A 21,005-nucleotide genomic window follows, 5' to 3' on the forward strand; every position below is an offset into this window, starting at 1 on the left:
TTTGTTTAGTTTTTGTTCGACTCTTCAACGGCTTTAATAAATACATCGTTCATACTCGGAATAAGCTCTTCAAATGCCAGGATTTCGGCTGCCGGCATAATGGACGACAACAATTCGTTATTCGATTTTCCGTTCATGTATTGCACTTTCAAGGTGTTTGCCTTATCCGACTCATCGTGACTGATGATTTTGTAATCCGTTCCCAAAGCCAAATCGATTTCTCGGAACTCGCCCCTGTATTTTATGTCGAAAATGTTGGTTTTGTATTTCATTCGGATTTCGTCGGTTGGCCCGTCTTCAATCTTTTTCGATTTATTGATCAGCGCAATGTGGTCGCACAGTTCTTCAACCGATCCCATATTGTGAGTCGAGAAAATAATGGTTGCACCTTCCGCTTTCAGGTTAAGAATTTCCTTTTTCAGCAGATTGGCATTAATGGGGTCGAAACCGCTAAAAGGCTCATCAAAAATCAACAGTTTAGGTTGATGAACAACAGTGGTTATAAACTGTACTTTTTGCTGCATCCCTTTCGAAAGCTCTTCCACTTTTTTGTTCCACCATGGCATAATGTCGAACTTCTCGAACCACTTTTTCAGGTTGTTCGACGCATCGCGATACGACATGCCTTTTAGCTGAGCCAGGTAAATTGCCTGCTCGCCAATCTTCATTTTTTTGTACAGTCCGCGTTCCTCAGGCAGGTAGCCAATGTGGGAGATATCTGTCCGGTTCATCTTTCTCCCGTTCAGAAATATCTCACCGCTGTCGGGGGCCGTAATCTGGTTAATAATTCGGATGAGAGTGGTTTTGCCCGCTCCATTGGGGCCAAGCAAACCAAAAATACTTTGTTCTTTCACCGAAATGCTAACATCGGTTAATGCCTGAGTGCTGGCAAAAACTTTGTTTACATTGCGCGCTTCGAATAATTCCATATTGTTTTTATTGAATAGTAAGATTTAACCCTTGCAAATTACGGGTTTGGTTTTAAATAATAAATAAAGGCATAAAAAAACCGGTTTCCCAAAGAAAACCGGTGAATCAAACTATTCTTTACATGAATGTCTATTTTTCAGGGTCGATTACTTCCGGTTCGTCAAAATCAGCGTCGTTGTTTGCTGAAACTTCGGATTCCTCGGCAACCGATTCCTCAGTTTTACTTTCGCCTTTTAAATAGTTGGGAAGTTCCATTCCTGCCGATTTAAAAATATCGTCGAGAGGAGGGATAGAGCCAAGCATTCCTTGCATAAAGTTAGCCGTTGATGTTTTTCCGTCTTTGCCGTTTCCGGTTTCCCAAACAGTAACTTTGTCAATTTTAATGTTCTTAATGGCTTCAACCTGTGTTGCAACTAATTCCGGTAATTTGTCAGCAATCATCATAAGTACTGCTTTTTGTGCATCGTTGCCGGCGGCTTTCACCAGTTGTTCGAAACCTTCAGCTTGTTTACTCAGGATTTCAAAGATACCTTTACCTTCCGCAGCCATCTTCATATAAATGGCATCGGCTTCACCTTTTGCAATTCTGCGCGTTTGTTCAGCCACTGCTTCTGCTTCTATCTGAACTTTTTCCTTATCAATCTCGGCAGGAATTACAATGTTGGCAATTTGGGTAGCTTTGTCCCTTTCGGCACGAACTTGTTCTGCCAGTTTTTCGGCTGCATAGGCTTCTTCCAATGCCTTTGCGTCAGTTACTTTTTCGGCAGCTACGGCGCGTCGGTTTGCCTCAGCCTCTTTTTCTCGTCTGTCGGCATCTGAATTTGCAATAGTAACTTTTGCAATGTTTTCTCCTTCAACAGCCGTTGCATCAGCACTTGCAACTTGTACACGCTGGTCTTGCAGAGCTTCTGCCTGACCGATCTCTCCATCGCGGTTTTTCTCGGCTACGCTCTTTTTAGCGTCGTTGATCGCTTTTGCTGCCGCTTCTTTACCAAGAGCTTCAATATATCCCGATTCATCGTTGATGTCGGTAACATTCACGTTGATCAGTTTCAAACCAATTTTCTTGAGTTCTGCCTCAACATTCGATGACACAGCCGCAAGAAATTTGTCGCGGTTGCTGTTAATTTCCTCAATATCCATTGTGGCAACAACCAAACGCAACTGACCAAAAATAATGTCTTTTGCAAGGTTACTGATCGACTCCTGCGTAAGTCCGAGCAGTCGTTCAGCGGCATTGTTCATAATGTTTGGTTCGGTAGAAATACCTACTGTAAAACGAGAGGGCACGTCAACACGGATGTTTTGTTTACTTAGCGCATTTTTAAGATTGATTTCAATAGAAATTGGTGTTAAATCCAGAAACGCATAAGAGTGAATAATTGGCCAGATAAAGGCTGCACCACCGTGAATACACTTGGCAGAGCGGCTTTCGCTGTTTGCTCCTTTGCCAACTTTACCATAAACAACCAAAATACGGTCGGAAGGACAGCGTTTGTAACGCCGCATCATTGCTACGATGATGATGAATACAAAAAGAGCAGCAATGCTTAGAAGAATAACAAAATAATCGTTCATAAAATTTAATTAAAAGGGTTATTAATTGCCTTGTTTTTGAACAAGGAGAATATGATCATCAATTACATTTAGTACCTGAACTATTGAAGAAGTAGGGATAGTTTCTTCATCATCGGTAATGGCATCGAGTGTACGCATCGATCCCTGAACATTCAGTTGCACTTTTCCCATTCCTCCTCGTTTGGCCGGAATTACCAGGTAGACTTCACCTAATTTGCCGATGGCATTCCCCATACGTAGTGTTCCGTTTTCAGCCAGTTTCGACATAAAATAGAACAGTGAGGCCATTAGGAACATCATTGTAAGGCCACATAAGGTTGAGAAAAGGATAACTTGTCCGGGGGGTAAGCCCATACTGATAAAGCCAATGCCCGACCAGCCGAATACGGTAAAAAAAGCAACAATGTTTTTTAATGAAATAAATTGGAATGGAATTGAATCGCCAGCTATGTCACCGTCAACATCCGTATCAACATCAACGTCTGCATCGGCATCTCCGCCGAAGACGGTTAAAACTAGTAGCAGCAGAAAAAAAACGGTAGCCGGAATGGCAATGATCCAGAAAGCTTGTTCGAATACGCTGATTTCCGACCAATTAGGGAGAATTGAATTTAGTAACATGGGAATAATTATTGGTTTTCTGTTCTAAAAGTAAACATAAACTCAATTATTCCAAGTTAATATTTTGGGACTGGGGGATTTTTATAGGCAAAACGACGATTTCTAAATGTGATCGTTTCCAGGAACGCTTATTCTGCTGATTATCGCCGGCCGATCTTGTTTCTGCATGTTTTTCCAATCTTACTGCCCTGTTGTTTCTCTTTAGCGGTGTATTAATGTTGCAATCTGACCTTTTATGCCGCATTTACAACCGATCGCTAAGTTAAAGTGCTCTAATAATATACAGCTTTTCCTTTATTTACTGTTTTACAGACCCTGTTTTGTGTTAGCAAAGTCTATTTCAATAGTAAGAAAGGGTTATTTACATTATTCAAAATATATTTTAGGTATCGAAATAAACCAGGAAATGAATTCCAAAAGCTTTTGTCGTGCACAAGGGCATTTGGAAAACAATGCATAACTTATTCGCACACACAGAATACAAAAGGAAACCAATATGTAAGGTCAAATTCGATTTCTTTATCTCTTAAAGTTGATGTTGTAAGGTCAGAATTGGAAACAGTATTATATTCCGGCTTCAGTTATAGGGCAGAAATCTTCCTTAAATCAAAGGAAAAGTCCTTGGATTGGGCAGCGGTAATTCGAGGGAGGCCTTAAACTACGCGCGATACAGGCATTTTAGAAATGGTGCTGAATACTTTCTTCCATATAAGGGTGATTTTTCGGAACCAGACTGGCTTTGGTGAGTGTTGTGCCAACTACCCACGAAAATAATCCGGCATAACCCAGGAAAGTACCGATCTCGAGCAAGCCAAACTTCGCTTCGTGAACCGTTGCCGGCCAAATGATATAGTAAAGTTCGGTGTATTGTCCGATAATCAGAAGCAGGATAACCGGGATCATAAACAATTTACTTCTTGAGCTTTTGCGTGGCATTAGTACCAGGAATGGAATGGCCCAGTTGATAACGATATTGGCAAAGAAAAGAATTTTGTACGCACCATGCCAGCGGTGAACAAACCACGATGTTTCTTCCGGGATATTTCCGTACCAGATGAGCATGAATTCGGCAAAGTTGAAGTAACCCCAAACAATACTCGACATAAAAATATAGCGGGTAAAATCGTGCAGGTGACTGTGGTTGAGTAGCGGGAATTTACCTTGTTTTGATAGTATAATTACAATCAGTGCAATTATTGATGAGGCGTGCAGAACTCCGGCCATAAAACTTTTTCCGGCAAACATGGTGCTGAACCAGTGCGGTTCGAGAGACATTAGCATATCAACCGAAAACAGGCTGAATGAAAACGCGAGCACAAAAATGAAAATCTTGGAATAGAGCTCCGATTTTTGGAAATAATACATGCCGCCAACTTCATCTTCTTTTAGCGATAATTTGCGTAATACTTTCGACAGGATAATCCACGCAGCAAAAAATACAACAACGCGTGCAAAAAAGAACGGCACGTTCAGATAAGGAGATTTGTGCTGCAAAATATGATCATGCGAAACAACCTCATGGTGGGTCCACTCAAAAACCGAATGCATTCCAAAATATAGGATCAGGAAGAACACCGCTGCAAAGGGAAGATAAGCTACCATTGCTTCGGGCACACGTTTAAACATGGCCGACCAGCCCGATTGTGTAATGTACTGGATGGCGGCAAAAAAGGCAGCACCAATGGCCAGCGACACAAAGTAGTAGTTGTTTAAAAGGTAGTTTGCCCAGGTGCGCTCGGCATCAAAAACAAAACCCAGTGCAAACGAAACTACACCAACACCCATTAGTGCGTAGGTGAGCATTTTAAACTTATTGGAAAGTATTAATCGGTCTTCCATATCTGTTTCTTTTTGTTCTTTTCAATCTGTTACTAGTTTACCCCTCTCCCTGTCGGGAGCTCCCCTCAAAAGGGGAGCATGTTTTAAATTGAGCCGGTGCGAAACATGTTACGCTCTGTCCTGCTTCAAAGATGTTTCCCCTCGTGAGGGGAAATGGCTACAGCCAATAGGGTATGGTATAGTATTTCTCATTTTAAACTTTTCAATTCTGTAATACCTCTTTTACGTACATCGAAATTTTCCAGCGGTCGTCTGGTTTTATCATCGAACCGTGCTCGCCCATAATTCCAAAGCCTACTGTAATTACATGGTAAATATCGGCTTCAGGATTGGCCATCATTTTTTCGCTCAACAAACTGGCCGGCGGGTAGGTGTATTTTTTGCTTACATACAACGATCCTTGTCCGTCGCCTTTTTCGCCATGGCATTGCATACAGTAAATACCATACAGTTTTTCGCCGCGTTGCAGGTTCTCTTTGCTGGGCTCCAAATTGTTTACCAGTGTGGCTGCTGCCAGTGCCCGGTCTTCATCGGTTTTTTGATAAGCATAAGGAACCGTTCCACGAGGGATTGTTCCCGGAACAGGCGGTTGCATGGTTTTTCCGTCGGCAAAATTCGGGTTAGGCGTGTAGCTCTCGTAAGCCGGCGAGGTAACCATATCATCGAAATACTGCCAGCCTGTTGTTCGGCGGTTGTAGTCGCAGGACGAGATCAAGGCAAAAGTTAAAAGTAAAAAGGCAAATTTTGCACCGTCCTTTAGGGCGGTGTGGACAGTGCTTGGCTTCTTGGTATTGAAACTTTGAAAATTGTTAACTTGTAAAATAATAATTTTCAAAGTTTCAATAAGCTGCTGTCCATGCTTGTTCACCGCCCTAAAGGACGGTGCAAAATATTTTCTAATGGATTTTATCGAGTTCATAATTATTCAATTTTACCATGTTCAGTTAGAATTGCTTTTAACGACTCGCTGTCGTTTGCAATACCGTCTTTGTCGAAAACCATAACGAATTTATCGTCGGTGGCCCGTTCGTGAAAGATCTCAGCTTTTTTTCCGGGAAAAACTTTCGCCCGCGCCGAAAAGGTAAAGAGCGTAAGCAAGGTTATTGAGAGGATAGTTGCCACAATAGTTACCACAATAAACGACGGGAAAGCATTAAACGGTTTTCCTCCGTAACGTAAGGGCCAGTCGATTACTGCTGCATAAGTCAGGAATCCGAGGATACCCAGCGCTGCAAACAATCCGTAAAAGAATGCTGCATGTGTAATGCGTGTTTTTATGGGCATTCCTTCCAGTATTTCGTGTACCGGGTAGGGCGTGTAAACCTCAACCGGCATTACTCCTTTGTCTTTTAGTTTTTCAAAGGCATCAACTAAAGTTGCTTCGTCGTCAAAAACGCCAAGGATATATTTTTTACTCATGACTTTTTGCTTTTAGTTGTCCGTTATTTGGTTTGTCGAATTTTGCCACACTTTTTAATTCAGAAATGGCAATCATTGGAATGTAGCGGAAGAACAACAGAACTCCGGCCAAAAACATTCCGAGTGTACCGATAAAGAATCCTACCTCAACATAGGTGGGCGAGTAATTGGCCCAGGCTGCAGGCAGGTAATCGCGGCTTAGCGTAGTAACCACAATGTTAAAACGCTCGAACCACATACCGATATTGATAATGATGGAAATGATGAATACGATCCACATGCGTTTGCGTACGCCCTTAAACCAGAACAACTGCGGAATAACCGCGTTGGCCGTAAACATGGCCCAGAACTGGAAAGCATAATCTCCAAACAAACGGTTTTTAAAGAACATATAGGTTTCGTACTCCGAAGCCGAATACCAGGCGATAAAGATTTCGGTCATATAGGCAGTTCCCATTATCAGCGAAATAAATATCAGGATCCGGCAAACCGCATCAACGTGCCGGTCGGTAATAAAATCATTCATATTGTATAAACCGCGCATCGTAATTACCAAAGTAAGTACCATGGCAAATCCCGAGAAAATTGCTCCGATAACAAAGTAAGGCGGGAAAATGGTGGTGTGCCAACCGGCTTGTACCGAAACCGCAAAGTCGGTCGATACAATCGAGTGTACCGAAACTACTAATACTGCGGCAATTCCACCCAGCACAAAACTCAGGCCTTCAAAACGCAGCCACTCACGGCTTGATCCTGTCCAGCCAAAGGCAAAAAATCCGTAAACAGCCTTTTTAATCTTCGATTTTGCTGTGTCGCGAATGGTTGCAAAATCAGGCACCATACCGAAATACCAGAAACTTGCTGATATAAGCAGGTAGGCAGAAATCGCTACGAAGTCCCAGAAAAGCGGTGAGTTAAAGTTCACCCAAAGTGGGCCACGCGTATTCGGATACGGGAAAATAAAGAAAAACAACCACGGACGTCCCATGTGCAACAGCGGGAAAAGGCTGGCACAGAACACGGCAACCACGGTCATTGCCTCGGCGGCGCGGTTAATGGCGGTTCTCCATTTCTGCCGTAAAATGAGCAGGAAAATGGAAAATGCGGTTCCGGCATGTCCGATACCAATCCACCAAACAAAGTTGATGATGGCCCAACCCCAGGCTACCGAGTTGTTTACTCCCCAGGTACCAATTCCGGTTGAAATAGTAATGTATTTGCAATACAAACCAAATCCGAACATGCCTAAACTTACCAGCATGGCTGCGTACCACCACAGCGGTGTTTTGGCGTGGATGGGTGCTAATATCTCTTTCGATATCTGACTGAACGACTTATCGCCATCAATTAGCTTTCCCCTTACGGCTGAATTAAACATAGGCGTTTATGCTTTTTTGTTTCTTACTTTAGTTAAATATCCTACCGATGGCAGGGTGTGCAATTCTTCCAGTAAATGGTAATTGCGCTCGTTTTTAAACAGCTTGTTTATTTTGCTGTTCTCATCGTTCAGGTCGCCAAAAACCAGCGCGTTGGCCGGGCACGACTGAACACATGCAGGTTGCACTTCTCCGTCTTCCAGCATTCTTCCGGCAACTTTAGCTTCAGCTTTTTTCTCCTGAATACGTTGTACACAGAACGAGCATTTTTCTACCACCCCACGCGAGCGAACCGTAACGTCAGGGTTAAGTACCATACGTCCCAAATCGCTGTTTGATGCGTAATCGAATTCCGGATTTTGCACATATTGGAACCAGTTAAAACGGCGCACTTTGTACGGGCAGTTGTTCACACAATATTTTGTTCCCACGCAGCGGTTGTAGGCCATTTGGTTCAAACCTTCCTCGCTGTGTGGTGTTGCCGAAACCGGACAAACATTCTCACACGGAGCATTGTCACAGTGCTGACACATTACCGGCTGATGATACACATCCGGGTTTTCTGCATCGTTCGAGAAATAGCGGTCAACACGAATCCAGTGCATAATCCGGCGATTGCGAACTTGCTCTTTACCGATTACCTGCACATTGTTTTCGGCCTGGCACGAGATGGAGCAGTTTCCACATCCCACACAACTTCCCAGGTCGACGGCCATTGCCCAATGGTGACCTTTAAATTCCTGCTCAGGATATAAGGAAACGTGGTGTTCCAAATGCTCCTTGCGGATTTCATTCCCCGAAGCCGGATCAAGTTGCCATTTATCGAAATTGGTTTCACGAACAATTGGCCGGCCTTCCATTGAATGATGCGTTTGCGACAGTGCCAGCTCGTAAGTTTTGTCAGTAGTCTTTACATCGGCACCACTTAACCAAAGTTGTTTGGCATTGTTTTTAATGGATGCCAGCGCGTACATATTTTTACCAATACCGTCGCCAACTTTTCCGGCTGTTTCGCGGCCGTAACCCAATGCTACCGAAATGGTGTCAGGAGCTTGGCCGGGCTGCACAAAAACCGGCATTTCAATACCATTAATGGTAATCACCGATTCATTCTGCACCCCATTTTCTTCGGCCCATTTTACAGGAACTGCAGCAAAGTTGTCCCAGCTGATCTTCGCAATGGGATCGGGTAATTCCTGTAACCACGGGTTGTTGGCAGAACTTCCGTCTTTCAAAGCCACACTCTGGTAGAGAACAATTTCCCATCCCTGTGATTCTGAATTGCCAAGTTGCAGCGCATTTTCTAATCCGTTTTCGCTGTAAACCGGTACCTCAGCTGTTGGTTCAGCTTCGAATACACCCTTTTGCAAGGTATCGTTCCAGAATAAGCGGGAATCGGAATATTTTGATTGTAAGCCGGAAAAATTCTCTTCCCAGTTTGCTTTTAAAATCTCATAATAATTGGGCTGTTCTTCGCCGGCCCATTTTAGCAGCGTTTCCTGAACCTGTCGACTGTCGAACAGTTTTGAAATAGTTGGCTGCGACAAACTGAATACTCCCTTTTTAGGTTTTGCATCGTTCCACGCTTCAAGGTAGTGTGGGGCAGGGCACACCCAATGGCAGGCTGCTGTTGTTTCGTCTTTCCGGTCGGAGAACGAAACTGAGAGTTCAGCGCCAGAGATCAGTGCCTTTATTTCCTCACCATTTGGATGATTGTACACCGGGTTTACACCCCAGCAAAGCACTCCGGCAATTTCTTTATTTTTTAATCCGCTGATTACTTTTTCAAAATCGGCATCAATCGCCTGATGTGTATTTAATGGTCTGTCGAATAAAATCGTTGATCCGTAATTTCCCAAAAGATTATTAATAGCATTTACGATCAGTTGGGTATTTACATCGTTGCTTCCTGATACCACCAGTGATTTTCCTTCGTTTGCCAGAAGGTCTTCAGCCAATCCTTTTACATCAACCGGACTGTCGGGAGCGGCAATGGTCATAAATCCTTTTGCCTGCATCAACTGGTAATACAGCGCTGTTAAAATCGTCTTTTCTTCCGAAGGTTTTATCGGTACGCGAACATCGGCATTTGATCCTGTTAAAGTCATTCCCGACTCAAACTGATAATGACGACTCATTTCATCGCCTTTATCCAGCACGCGTCTTCCGGCTGCATAACCTTTGGTATATTCAGTTGACGAGAGCCAGGTCCCCAAAAAATCGGCGCCAAAACTGGCAATTACTTTTGCCCGCTCGAAACGGTAGTCGGGAATCAATGCTGTTCCAAAACTCTGTTGGTTGGCTTCCAAAATTCCACTTGCCGAAACAGCATCGTATTTTACCCACTCAACATTTGGGTATTTTTCCTGAAAGCTCGCAATTACTTTTTTTGTAGTTGGCGAAATTATGCTTGAGGTGAGCAGAACAACTTTTTTCTGGTCGTTATTTAATTGCTCTAACTTTTTTGTGATGTAGCTGTCTATTTCTTCCCAGTTGGTTGCCTCACCTCTTTTCAACGGAGTTTTAAAACGGGCGTCATCATAAAGATCAAGAACCGATGCCTGAACCCTTGCAGATGTACCTTTCTGTGAAACTGATGAAAGATCGTTGCCTTCAATTTTTATGGGGCGGCCGTCACGCACTTTCACTAAAACACTGCAATATTCGTTGGCTTCAAAATAGCTCGAGGCGTAATAGTTGGCCATCCCGGGTGTAACTTCTTCCGGTTTTACCAGGTAAGGAATCGCCTTATCTACCGGCCTTTTACAACTGGCAACAACTGCCGCCGCTGCAACGCTAAATCCAAAAGTCTTAAGAAAATCGCGTCTTGATGAGCCGGAGGCCTTTTTCATTACGGCGCGCTTAGCATCCAGTTCCAGTTTAATTTCGTTTTGTTTAAACTCAACCGGATTATTCAACTCGTCTAAACTTCTCCAATATTTTGTCATAGTTTGTTTGATTCTGCTTTAAACTTGAATGATTAATAGTGGCAGCGCATACAATCATTGGCGCCAATGTCAGCTGCTTTTACCGAGTCGATCGCTCCCGATTTCATTTCTTCGTGCAACTTCACGTAATGTTCGTAATAGCCATTATTGCCAAAGTCAACTTCGGTATCGCGGTGGCAGTTAACGCACCAGCCCATCGACAGGTCGCTGTGTTGTTCCATTATATCCATTTCCTCAACCGGACCGTGACATTGCATACAGTCGAGTTTGCCTGATCCAACGTGCACGGCATGGCTGAAATAAACATGGTCGGGCAGGTTATGAATTCGTTTCCACTCAATTGAGTGCCCGTTTTCTGCGGCATCCACCACTTTGGCAATTTCAAACTTGCCGCTGTTTGTTCCTTCACGAATCAGAATATGGCAATTCATACAAAGGTTGGTTGCCGGTATTCCTGCCGATTTACTTTGTTCTGCCGTTGTGTGGCAATATATACAATCAATACCGTTTTCACCGGCGTGTACTTTATGCGAGAATTTTATGGGTTGATCGGGCGCATAATTTTCCTGGCGGCCTAATTTAATGGCATCGGTAACAATCATTTTTACCTGCCAGCCAAAAGCGCCAAGCAATATTATTAATGGAATGAATTTTAGTTTAATTTTTCGGATAAAAATCAATTCAACAACCGCCCAGGTAATTAATAAACCTAAAAACAGGAATAGAATGAGGTTGTAATGTGTCGGTTTTGCCGGAGGAACTCCGGTGTGCGCGAAATTGTCTAAATAAATTTTTACTGTTTTCAGATCTTCTTCCGAAATATCGAAATTAACATGCGAAGCTTCCATTTTTACACCTACCGGATTCATTACCGAGGCTTGAAACGATTCAAAATCCTTGTCAACATATTTAATTGCAATATCCATTGCCGAAGGATTCCAGTTGAGTGTGTCAACCCGGTTTAAATTGTGACAGGAAACACATGACGAATACTCCCGATCGAAGGGTAATAATCCTTTGAAGAAACGTTCACCACGTTTTACATCTTCGTGCGAATGTCCTTCGGTTACAACAGATTCGGATGAATCGGCATACAGATTAGTTGAAAGCAAAATACAGGTAACAAATGCGAACAGGGATATGAAAATTTGCGTTTTTTTCATGAAACCTCCCCAAAAGAAGTGTTCTCTCATTCTGTTAAGTTTAGTATTAAATTAAAGGCCTTTTTATCCAGACTTATCCTATTAACAATAAAAAGACCTTAAGGTTCTGAAAGAATTAAATTTTTTACGTTAAATAGCTGAGAATGTTTTAAAAATATGATTGGTTACATTTATGAGAAATGAAATTTCGATTCCTAATATCGATTAGAGGCGGGATTTTCAGCCTTCAGTTTTCTCTTTTTCGAGATGTTCGGTAAGCTTTTTCACCAGTTTCATGTTCTCGAAAAACTCGGCAGCTATCACCCTGAGAATGGTGTATACCGGAATAGCCAGGATCATTCCGATAATTCCGGCCATACTTCCGGCAGCTATAATTACCAGGAAAATTTCGAGTGGGTGTGCTTTTACGCTGCTGGAATAAATAAGTGGCTGAAAAAGAACATTGTCAATTACCTGAACAGAAAGGAAAACCACTGTCATCCAGCCTAAAGTTGGCAAAACTTCATTCATAAAATCGAGATTAATATGTAAAGCAGCGCCGATAAGCAAACCAAGTGCAGCCCCCATCCAAGGGCCCAGATACGGAATAACGTTAAACATCCCGCAAAACAACCCAATTACAACCGCATGGTTGAATTCGATTCCAACGATGGTAAGGCCAATGGTATCGAGCAGCATTACCATAAAAACTTCTAAAAGTAAACCAATAAAGTAGCGTCGTAACAGGTAGGAAATAGAATTGAGTATGTGGGCAACTTTTTCTTCTAAATGAGTAGGAACCAAGAGTATAATGAAGGTGCTAAACATGGTTTCTTCTTTTAAAAAGAAAAAGGTGATAAACGAAACAGAAAAGAAACCGATCAGCAATTCTCCAATGGTTCCGGCAACCAGCCCGAACCAATTCGACACTTGTGAAAAATCGATTTCAGCCCCCAGGCTTTCTGTAACAATATCCATAAAATTCTTCGATTCGATACTCACGGTGTCCTTACTGAAGAAGTGCATCAGGTTCAGTAAGGGTTCTTCAATGGAGTCGAGAACGAGCGTAAAGTCAATTTGCGACAGGGTTTCAACCTCGCTTAGCAAGAGCGGGATAATGAATCTGAAAAAGGAAATAAAAACAATCCATAAACTTACCAGGGTTGCAAAAGCCGCCAGTCCTTTAGGAATTTTAAAACGTTGGTATTTAATTTTTGTTAGCCAGCGGGTTAGAGGGCGGCCAACAAACGACAGCACCACCGAAATAAGAATGTAGGTGACGATGGCACTAAAATACCACAACAGAAAAATGATAAAAAGAAGTCCGACAATAAATAGTGTATTGCGTGTCCAGCCTTTAAGTTGAATCATTTTTGTTCGTTTTTAACAAATATAACCAAATTTGGGATGAACGGAATAGTTACTACTTAGATTGAGAAGTCAAAAAATGCAAATACCACTGAACGATGTAGGCATTAAACGAATGGGGTTTTAGCGGATGTTTCATTTTTATATCTCGCCGAAGTTGGCCAGTTATTTCGTGGTAAAATATTCCGTCGTTCATGGGGTAGTACAAGGTTTTTAAGTGATGAGGAGCTGCTTTTATAAGCCGGGTTTTTAGGTTTTGAAATTTTGAGTCTTTCTGATCTGAGATTTGTTTCAAATCAAAATCAACCCCGTGTTTTTTGAAAAAATAATCTTCTAGCGTTTTGTTGTATAGCTGCTCCCTGTTTTTGTTTCGGGCATCAATTCCGGCAAAAAACTGAAGGTTTTGTTTATCGAAAAGTGGCATTAAAACATTAACTCCGAAATAGACATAAACGTGGTTCGAGTTGCTGATAAATTTACATTGCCTTTCGCGTAAATCCCAGATTTCGTATGCTTCATCCGGTGACAGACTTTTCTGTATTAAAAGGTTCTCTTCGAGGTATTTTTGCAATGCAGCTCTAAAATCCGGATTTGCCGGCAGTGAAGTTCCCAGTGTTTTTATAAGCGTTGCTCCCAACTCTGATGCCGTAAGATCAAGAATTAAATTATTAAGATGTGCACCTCTTAAAAAATCGCCGGGATGACCGGGAAGTGCAACTGTTTTTTCGTTGATGAGTTTCTTTTCACGCAAATATTTTACCGCAAAATAATCCTGCAAATACGGCATCGACGACCAGTGACCGGAGTAATTGGCGTAGTCGGTAAATGTCGGGTCGCTTTTAAAATTATCGATCAGTTCCTCATTATACTCAATAAATTGGTATTGAAATCCCAGTTTTTCGGCCACTTTTTGGGCGGTTTGTTTTTCGCTGTTATTTTTTCTTCCCCAAGTGGCACACAGAACATTTTTATGACCGAATTCTGCTAACAGGCAAGCCAGTAAACGCGAATCGTAGCCCCGGGTGAGTGGCAATAATATCTGTTTATTTTTTATCTGTTTGAAGTACTTTTCAAAAACCTTGCGGAAATGCGTTGCAACATCCTGGGGAGTTTGTTCTGCATTTGGTTTATGCTGAAGTTGAAATACAAAATCAGAAGTTACATTTCCTGATTTATTTTTGAAGCAGACAATCTCGCCCGGTTGAATTTGTGCGATTGTTGCATTTAACGTTTGCTGAAAAGGTGTTACGCCAAATTGTAAAAAATAGGAGGAGGCAAAAGCATCAATTTCTTTGTCTGCATTTGTTTGCAGCAGTTGCTCAGGTTGGTCGCTGATGTAAAAATTATCCTTGTCAATTTTATAGAAAAGCGGGAAACTCCAGGTGTGACAACACGTTGCCCATGTTTCCACATCGTTATTTATTACGATGGAGAATTGTCCGTTCAATCGCGAAACAAATTCTTTAAATTGCCCGAAATCAGAAGCATGTTTTTGTGTTTGCTCGGCAAAATCCTGTCCACAGAAATAATCTTCGCCCAGCCAGGCAAAGCCGGAAACACTGACATCCTTTTCTATCGACCAACTATATTTTTTGAGATACAACATTTTTACAACCAGATTTTAAGCAGTGCAATTGGAATAATCAAAAGTACCATTTTAAGAAAGTAGATTCCCGCTTGTATCAAATTTACACCTGCCAAAAGCAAGGAGTAAATCGTTAGAAATGCAAAAAATATCACGCCCGACAAACTATATAAAATCACGGTGGAAACAACATCTTTCAGGATTAATCCGCCGATTAGTAAACTGGCAATCCGGGCAATCAGCAAAAATACGTTGTACCACATCGATACGTTTTGTTTTTCCTTAACGATTAGGATGGCGGAAAGCGGCGAACCCAGCATTACAAAATAAAGCCAGGGTGCAATAAACTGAGCGAGGTACCCGGAGAATGCCCATTCGTCTCCAAATAAAATGGAGAAGATTTGTTGCCCCCAAAAACCAAGTACTGCAAATGGAAAAATGCCAAGCAACACTTGTTTGCGGAAGAGTGAGTAGGTAAGTTCTTTTAATTTGGCCGGTGTTTGCTCCAGCGTTTTGGCGTTTTGGATGTAAACACTGGAAATAGAAATGCTTAACAGCTGAACCGGAACACTGATGTATCGGTGCGAAAAAGAATACAATCCCAGCATTTTATCGCCAAAAAATGGTTTGAAAAGAAAAACCGGCAGCTGGCTGCTTACAAAATTCATCACTTCTGAAAGGATGGAGAACTTTGGAAATTTAATGTAACGCTGTGCCAATACTTTTTCTTCTTCAGTAAATTTCCCGAGGCGAAATAAACTTGCTTCCTCAACCCGAAATGAGAAAACGAAAAAGGTAAAAAGTTGAGCGACAACGGCACCTAAAAACAATCCTGTTGCCGGAAACAGAAAAAATGCGCATTGCAAAACACCGGTTAAAACAGCCCTTGTAATTTCTAAAACCGATAGACGGTTAAACTGTTTTTTGCTGATGAAAATATTTCGGATTAGTTGAATGGCGCTAAAAAAGTAAGCGTAAAACGGAACAAGTAGGATATGCAGTTTTTGGCTTGTCTCGGGCTGTAAAACCAGGATGATTAAGCCAACTATAACCAATGCGATTAAATTTACGGCAGCATTTATTTTCTGTGCAAAATTCCCGATAAGCTTTCGTTCAGCTGAGGTTTCAACCAGTATAATTGCCTTTTCGTATTTGCCGGCGGATATGATAGAAAGTACCGAAGCAATGGTGAGGTAAAGTACAAAATCGCCAAACTGTTCGGGTGCATACAGCCGTGCAATCGCCAGCGCAAAAACAAAGGGAACTGCACGGGCCAGTACCATTCCGGTAAACAGCGAAGCAATGTTTTTATAAAACTCACTTTGGTTAAACCGGCGAATACTATTTCTGAAATAACTGGAGAAGTTCATGCACTAAAAACAGGTGTCTCATTTGATGTAAATATCATAAAAATAATTGCTTTGATTAAGCTTTTTCGTGAAAACAAAGAAATACTGGTGCTTTTTATATTTTTGTTCGTTGAATAGTAAAATGGGAAATAGCAATAATGGATTTTATTCTCGATAACCACGAAACGGAAAAGAAATTTCAGCAACTGATTAAAGTGATCCGACTTCGGCAAAGCGGTGAAGTTGCGGCAGCGATGAATGAACGCGGGATTTCGTATAAAATGAATTGGGGAGTGTCGTTGCTCGATTTGCGTGAAATTGCCCAATCGTACGAAGCCGATCATTTGCTGGCGCTTAAGCTTTGGAACAAACAATGGCGCGAAACGATGATACTTGCCACGCTGATTGATAATCCGGAGGAAGTAAGCGAAGAACAGATGGATTTTTGGACAAAAAGTTTCGAGAATATCGAGATTGCCGAACAGGCCTCAACTAATTTATGGGTGAAAAGCAAGTTTGCTTTTGTGAAAGCGCTGGAGTGGTGCCGTGGCAAAAAACACCTGGTGCGTTTTACCGGAGTTCACCTGATTGGGCGATTGGCAATAGCTGACAAAAAAGCCATCGACGAAATGTTTGAACCATTTTTCGAGGAACTGACAACACTGGCAAAAGACAAAAAATTATATACGCCAATCTATCGTTCGGTAATTGGAATGGGAAGCCGCTCGAAAATGCTGAATGAACAATGCGTAGAGCTGGCCAAAGAATTTCAGTTGAGCGGATCGGAAAATGCGGTGAAGCTTGGCGAGAGTTTGTTTGAGGAGTTAACCAGTGAGTATTTTCAGGAACAGTTTCAGGAATAGTCTGGATGCTGGATTTTAGATACTGGAGGCTAACAATTCGCAACTCGCGTCTCGCAACTTGGGGAATTAACTTTCTTTAACTGCAAAGCTGTCATGCCGAAACTTCGTGGCAGGTTGTTTGTTATTTTTGTCACGTCTCGGTAAAAACTAAAAACCGGGCATTGAACGTTTAATTGGAATAAAATGATGAATCTTACAAAATCTTCAAATCCTGTTTTAAAAGAAAAAACTTTTAACACAGGTTATACAGCACAGTCGGATGTAATGACTGTAAACGGAACTGTAAATAAAACAGCATTAATGTTGTTGTTGGTAATTGCCGGTGCGGTATTTACCTGGAATAAGTTTTTTGAAGCTGTTTCCACTAACCCCGAAGCCGGTTTGGCGGCAGTGGGGCCGTGGCTGGCTGTTGGCGCTATTGGCGGTTTTATTACTGTTTTGGTAACTGTTTTTCGCCCGAAGAGTTCGGGAATATCAGCACCAATATATGCGGTTTTCGAAGGACTGTTTCTGGGTGGGATTTCAGCCATATTTGAGATGCAGTATTCCGGAATTGTAATGCGTGCTGTGATGTTAACACTGGCGGTTTTTATGGTGATGCTGTTCTTATACCGCTCGGGAATCATTAAGGTAACACAAAAATTTATGATGGGTGTTTTTGCGGCTACGGCCGGTATTGCACTGGTATATTTTGTCAGCTTTATTGCCGGAATGTTTGGTGCCGAAATGTCGTTTTTGCATGGCAATTCAAACCTCAGCATCGGGATTAGCCTGGTTGTTGTTGCTGTTGCTGCATTAAATTTGGTACTCGACTTTTCGTTTATTGAGCGGGCAGCAGAGTCAGGCGCACCAAAATATATGGAGTGGTATGGAGCTTTTGGCCTGATGGTAACACTAATCTGGTTGTACCTTGAAATATTGCGTCTGCTATCGAAACTGGCGAGCCGTGATTAATAATTAATACCTCAATGAAATTGTAAAAAGAGGACTTATTCTGATTAAAAGGATAGGTCCTTTTTCATTTTTACTGTCGAAGTATTATTTTCGAATATTGTTCAAGCATAAACCAGAAAGGCTATGGAGGTTATTCAGGTTACCGGCAAACACCTGGTAGACGAGTTTCATAAAGTCCCGGAAATAATTTATAAGAAGGATCGTAGTTGGATTCCCCAGCTTCGGCTGATGATCGAAAATACTTTTGATCCGGCGAAAAACGGCCGTTATAAAAAAGGCGATGCCCGGCGGTGGGTATTAAAAAACGATGGAAAATTAGTTGGCCGGATTGCTGCATTTTACGACGATGATTACTCTTCGGGTTACGATCAGCCCACCGGATGTTGTGGTTTTTTTGAGTGTATTAATGATGAAGAGGCAGCATTTAAACTACTTGATACGGCGCGCGATTGGTTGAAAGAACATGGCATGGAAGCCATGGATGGCCCGGTAAATTTCGATGAGAATTTCTTTTTCTGGGGAATGCTAAAAGACGGATTTCGGCCACAAACGTTTGGAATGAACTACAATCCACCGTACTACAACGATTTATTTGCCGCCTACGGTTTTAAAACCTATTACGAACAATACAGTTATTCGCTCGACATTACCAATCCCGATTTGCCCGATCGGTTCTGGAAAATTGCAGAATGGGTGGCGAGAAAGCCTGGTTATTCGGTTGAGCATTTTTCATATAAAAACCAAGACAAGTTTATTCGCGATTTTATCGAGATTCATGAAAAAGCATGGGGGAATCACGACAACTATAAACCCATTAAATTTCAGTTGCTGAAAGATCTTTTATCGGGTGCAAAAATTATACTCGATGAGGAATTTATTTGGTATGCCTACCACAACGGAAAGCCCATTGCCTTTTTTATGCAGATACTTGATTTGAACCAGATTCTGCAAAAATTAAAAACCGGCAAGCTGAGTTTATGGCAGGGTTTGAAGCTTCTATATCTTAAGAAACGAAAAACCATTACACGTTGTCGGGTTATTGTTTTGGGCGTGGTTCCCGCCTATCAGGGAAAAGGAATTGAATCGGCAATTTTCCATCATTTAAAGAAAGTAATGCTACGAAAAAAATGGTACGACGATATGGAAATGAGCTGGATCGGAGATTTTAATCCAAAGATGAATGCCCTGTTTAAATCGTTTGGTGCCGACCGCACTCAAACTCACCGTACAATGCGTTATTTGTTCGACCGGGAGAAAGAATTTGTAAGGGCACCGATTATTGAATAAAATTTATACTTATTGTTTTTTTTAAACTATTATTGCGACAAATTTGAGAAATGCAGTTACTAGAAGTCGTTGACAAGAAAACGAAAAAACAGTTCCACCAGATACCGCACATAATTTATAAGAATGATCCGAACTGGGCCGCTCCTTTGCAGGGGATGGTTGAGAGTATATTTGATCCGAAAAAGAACAAAACTTTTAGGAACGGAAAAGCTATTCGTTGGATTTTGGTTGACGATAGTGGCAAACTGATTGGCCGGATTGCCGCATTTATAAATTTCAACCTGGCAAAAACTTACGAGCAACCAACCGGTGGCTGTGGTTTTTTCGAGTGCATCGACGATCAGGAAGCAGCCAATACGCTTTTTAAAGCGGCTGCCGACTGGAACAAAGAAAATGGCATGGAAGCCATGGACGGACCGATAAACTTTGGCGAGAATTACATGAACTGGGGTTTGCTGGTTGACGGTTTTATGCCTCAGGGTTTTGGTATGCCTTACAATCCAAAGTACTACGAAAAGCTGTTTCGCGGATTTGGTTTCGAAGTGTATTTTGAGCAGTATTGTTTCCACCTCGATTATACCGTTCCGTTTCCCGAGCGTTTCTGGAAAATTGCGGGCTGGGTGGCTAAAAAACCACAATATCAGTTCAAACATTTCGATTTTAAACAAACCGATAAATTCGTAAAAGATTTCTGCGAGATCTACGATGCAGCCTGGTCGTTTCACGAGCACTACAAACCGCTCGATCCGGATGATCTGTATGATTTTCTGACCGAGTCGAAAGCAATTCTCGATCCTGAAATGATCTGGTTTGCGTATTCTGAAGATAAGCCGATTGCCATGTTCGTGATGATTCCGGACATTAATCAGCTGCTGATAAAACTAAACGGAAAACTGAATTTGCCGGGTATTTTAAAGTTCTTTTATTACAAAAAGAAAAAGGTGATGAATCGAACCCGGATCTTCCTGATGGGTGTTGATCCTAAATACCAGCGCGCAGGAATCGAGTCGGGAATTTTCTGGCACCAGGAGCAGATTATGAAAAAGAAATCGCACCAACATTACACCGAAGTTGAGCTGTCGTGGGCCGGTGATTTTAACCCGAAAATTATTGCAATTTACGAGGCAACAGGCGCTAAAAAGGCCAAAACGCATTATACCATGCGCTATATGTTCGACCGTAGTAAGAAGGTTGTAAAAGCACCGTTGATTTCCTAGTTTTAACAACTTGTTTAATAAGCAAATAAATAGAATAAGTTTTTGGAAAGTTGCAAACAATATATATCTTTGCAGCCCGAAATTTAGAGTAGAAATATAAATTTTCGAATGGATTGCACAAGAGAGTGTAACCATTCAATAAAAAAATAAAGCAAAATGAAAAAAGACATTCATCCAACGGAATACAGATTGGTAGCATTCAAAGATATGTCGAACGGACATACTTTTATTACCCGCTCTACTGTTGATACAAAAGAGACTGAGACTATCGACGGTGTTGAATACCCTGTTTACAAACTGGAAATTTCTAACACTTCGCACCCGTTTTACACTGGTAAAACTAAACTTGTGGATACTGCAGGTCGTGTTGATAAATTCATGAGCCGTTACGGTAAACACATGGAAAACAGAAAGAAATAATATTTCTTACCGATATAGAGAAGAGCATTCGTCGTTTTGATGAATGCTTTTTTTATTTCTATACGTTCAGAAATATCGTTCCCCAAAACGTATTAATGCAATTTTGTCG

The 21,005-nt window shown here is 41.7% G+C and carries 17 protein-coding genes; 5 read left to right on the plus strand and 12 right to left on the minus strand.

What is annotated here, in order from left to right; all coding sequences use genetic code 11:
* Positions 1 to 5: 5 nt before the first annotated feature.
* The 12 genes from LH29_RS16550 to LH29_RS16605 all read right to left on the minus strand — a co-directional run bounded on the left by LH29_RS16550 (position 6) and on the right by LH29_RS16605 (position 16,176).
* Positions 6 to 929, minus strand: a complete 924-nt coding sequence (locus LH29_RS16550) for an ABC transporter ATP-binding protein (protein ID WP_045031793.1) — start codon at positions 927 to 929, stop codon at positions 6 to 8.
* Between the two features lie 130 nt (positions 930 to 1,059).
* Entirely contained in the window at positions 1,060 to 2,508 is a 1,449-nt protein-coding gene (locus tag LH29_RS16555) for a flotillin family protein (protein WP_045031795.1), read from the minus strand.
* A 21-nt stretch (positions 2,509 to 2,529) separates the two neighbouring features.
* Positions 2,530 to 3,129 carry a hypothetical protein gene (locus LH29_RS16560; protein ID WP_045031797.1) on the minus strand — a complete coding sequence of 200 codons (600 nt, stop codon included), beginning with the start codon at positions 3,127 to 3,129 and terminating at the stop codon, positions 2,530 to 2,532.
* A 678-nt stretch (positions 3,130 to 3,807) separates the two neighbouring features.
* The gene (locus LH29_RS16565; RefSeq protein ID WP_045031798.1) at positions 3,808 to 4,968 is read right to left on the minus strand and encodes a hypothetical protein; all 1,161 of its coding nucleotides are present in this window, start codon (positions 4,966 to 4,968) and stop codon (positions 3,808 to 3,810) included.
* A gap of 202 nt (positions 4,969 to 5,170) precedes the next feature.
* Positions 5,171 to 5,887, minus strand: coding sequence for a c-type cytochrome (locus LH29_RS16570; RefSeq protein ID WP_052671031.1), 717 nt, complete (start codon positions 5,885 to 5,887; stop codon positions 5,171 to 5,173).
* A gap of 2 nt (positions 5,888 to 5,889) precedes the next feature.
* Positions 5,890 to 6,387, minus strand: a complete 498-nt coding sequence (locus LH29_RS16575; protein WP_045031800.1) for a DUF3341 domain-containing protein — start codon at positions 6,385 to 6,387, stop codon at positions 5,890 to 5,892.
* Complete coding sequence (gene nrfD / locus LH29_RS16580) at positions 6,380 to 7,765, minus strand: NrfD/PsrC family molybdoenzyme membrane anchor subunit (RefSeq protein WP_045031802.1); 1,386 nt, start codon at positions 7,763 to 7,765, stop codon at positions 6,380 to 6,382. The genes LH29_RS16575 and nrfD overlap by 8 nt, the downstream gene beginning before the upstream one ends.
* Positions 7,766 to 7,771: 6 nt before the next feature.
* Positions 7,772 to 10,711 (minus strand): TAT-variant-translocated molybdopterin oxidoreductase, encoded by a 2,940-nt coding sequence (locus LH29_RS16585; RefSeq protein ID WP_052671032.1) that lies wholly within the window; start codon positions 10,709 to 10,711, stop codon positions 7,772 to 7,774.
* 32 nt (positions 10,712 to 10,743) lie between these two features.
* A complete protein-coding gene (locus LH29_RS23985) occupies positions 10,744 to 11,904 on the minus strand; it encodes a cytochrome c3 family protein (RefSeq protein ID WP_082063789.1) in 1,161 nt (386 codons plus the stop codon).
* 189 nt (positions 11,905 to 12,093) lie between these two features.
* Positions 12,094 to 13,224 (minus strand): AI-2E family transporter, encoded by a 1,131-nt coding sequence (locus tag LH29_RS16595; protein ID WP_045031806.1) that lies wholly within the window; start codon positions 13,222 to 13,224, stop codon positions 12,094 to 12,096.
* Between the two features lie 52 nt (positions 13,225 to 13,276).
* Complete coding sequence (locus LH29_RS16600; RefSeq protein ID WP_045031807.1) at positions 13,277 to 14,827, minus strand: asparagine synthetase B family protein; 1,551 nt, start codon at positions 14,825 to 14,827, stop codon at positions 13,277 to 13,279.
* Between the two features lie 2 nt (positions 14,828 to 14,829).
* Positions 14,830 to 16,176, minus strand: a complete 1,347-nt coding sequence (locus tag LH29_RS16605) for a lipopolysaccharide biosynthesis protein (RefSeq protein ID WP_045031808.1) — start codon at positions 16,174 to 16,176, stop codon at positions 14,830 to 14,832.
* A gap of 137 nt (positions 16,177 to 16,313) precedes the next feature.
* Between LH29_RS16605 and LH29_RS16610 the strand changes: the two genes are divergently transcribed.
* The 5 genes from LH29_RS16610 to LH29_RS16630 all read left to right on the plus strand — a co-directional run bounded on the left by LH29_RS16610 (position 16,314) and on the right by LH29_RS16630 (position 20,896).
* Positions 16,314 to 17,018 carry a DNA alkylation repair protein gene (locus tag LH29_RS16610; protein ID WP_045031810.1) on the plus strand — a complete coding sequence of 235 codons (705 nt, stop codon included), beginning with the start codon at positions 16,314 to 16,316 and terminating at the stop codon, positions 17,016 to 17,018.
* A 183-nt stretch (positions 17,019 to 17,201) separates the two neighbouring features.
* Positions 17,202 to 17,972, plus strand: a complete 771-nt coding sequence (locus LH29_RS16615; protein WP_045031812.1) for a Bax inhibitor-1/YccA family protein — start codon at positions 17,202 to 17,204, stop codon at positions 17,970 to 17,972.
* A 123-nt stretch (positions 17,973 to 18,095) separates the two neighbouring features.
* Positions 18,096 to 19,259, plus strand: a complete 1,164-nt coding sequence (locus tag LH29_RS16620; RefSeq protein ID WP_045031814.1) for a hypothetical protein — start codon at positions 18,096 to 18,098, stop codon at positions 19,257 to 19,259.
* Positions 19,260 to 19,309: 50 nt separating this feature from the next.
* Positions 19,310 to 20,476, plus strand: coding sequence for a hypothetical protein (locus LH29_RS16625; RefSeq protein WP_045031816.1), 1,167 nt, complete (start codon positions 19,310 to 19,312; stop codon positions 20,474 to 20,476).
* A gap of 156 nt (positions 20,477 to 20,632) precedes the next feature.
* Positions 20,633 to 20,896, plus strand: coding sequence for a type B 50S ribosomal protein L31 (locus LH29_RS16630; RefSeq protein ID WP_045031818.1), 264 nt, complete (start codon positions 20,633 to 20,635; stop codon positions 20,894 to 20,896).
* The last annotated feature ends 109 nt before the right edge of the window (positions 20,897 to 21,005 follow it).

The sequence above is a fragment of the Draconibacterium sediminis genome, assembly GCF_000949475.1.
Lineage (GTDB): Bacteria > Bacteroidota > Bacteroidia > Bacteroidales > Prolixibacteraceae > Draconibacterium > Draconibacterium sediminis.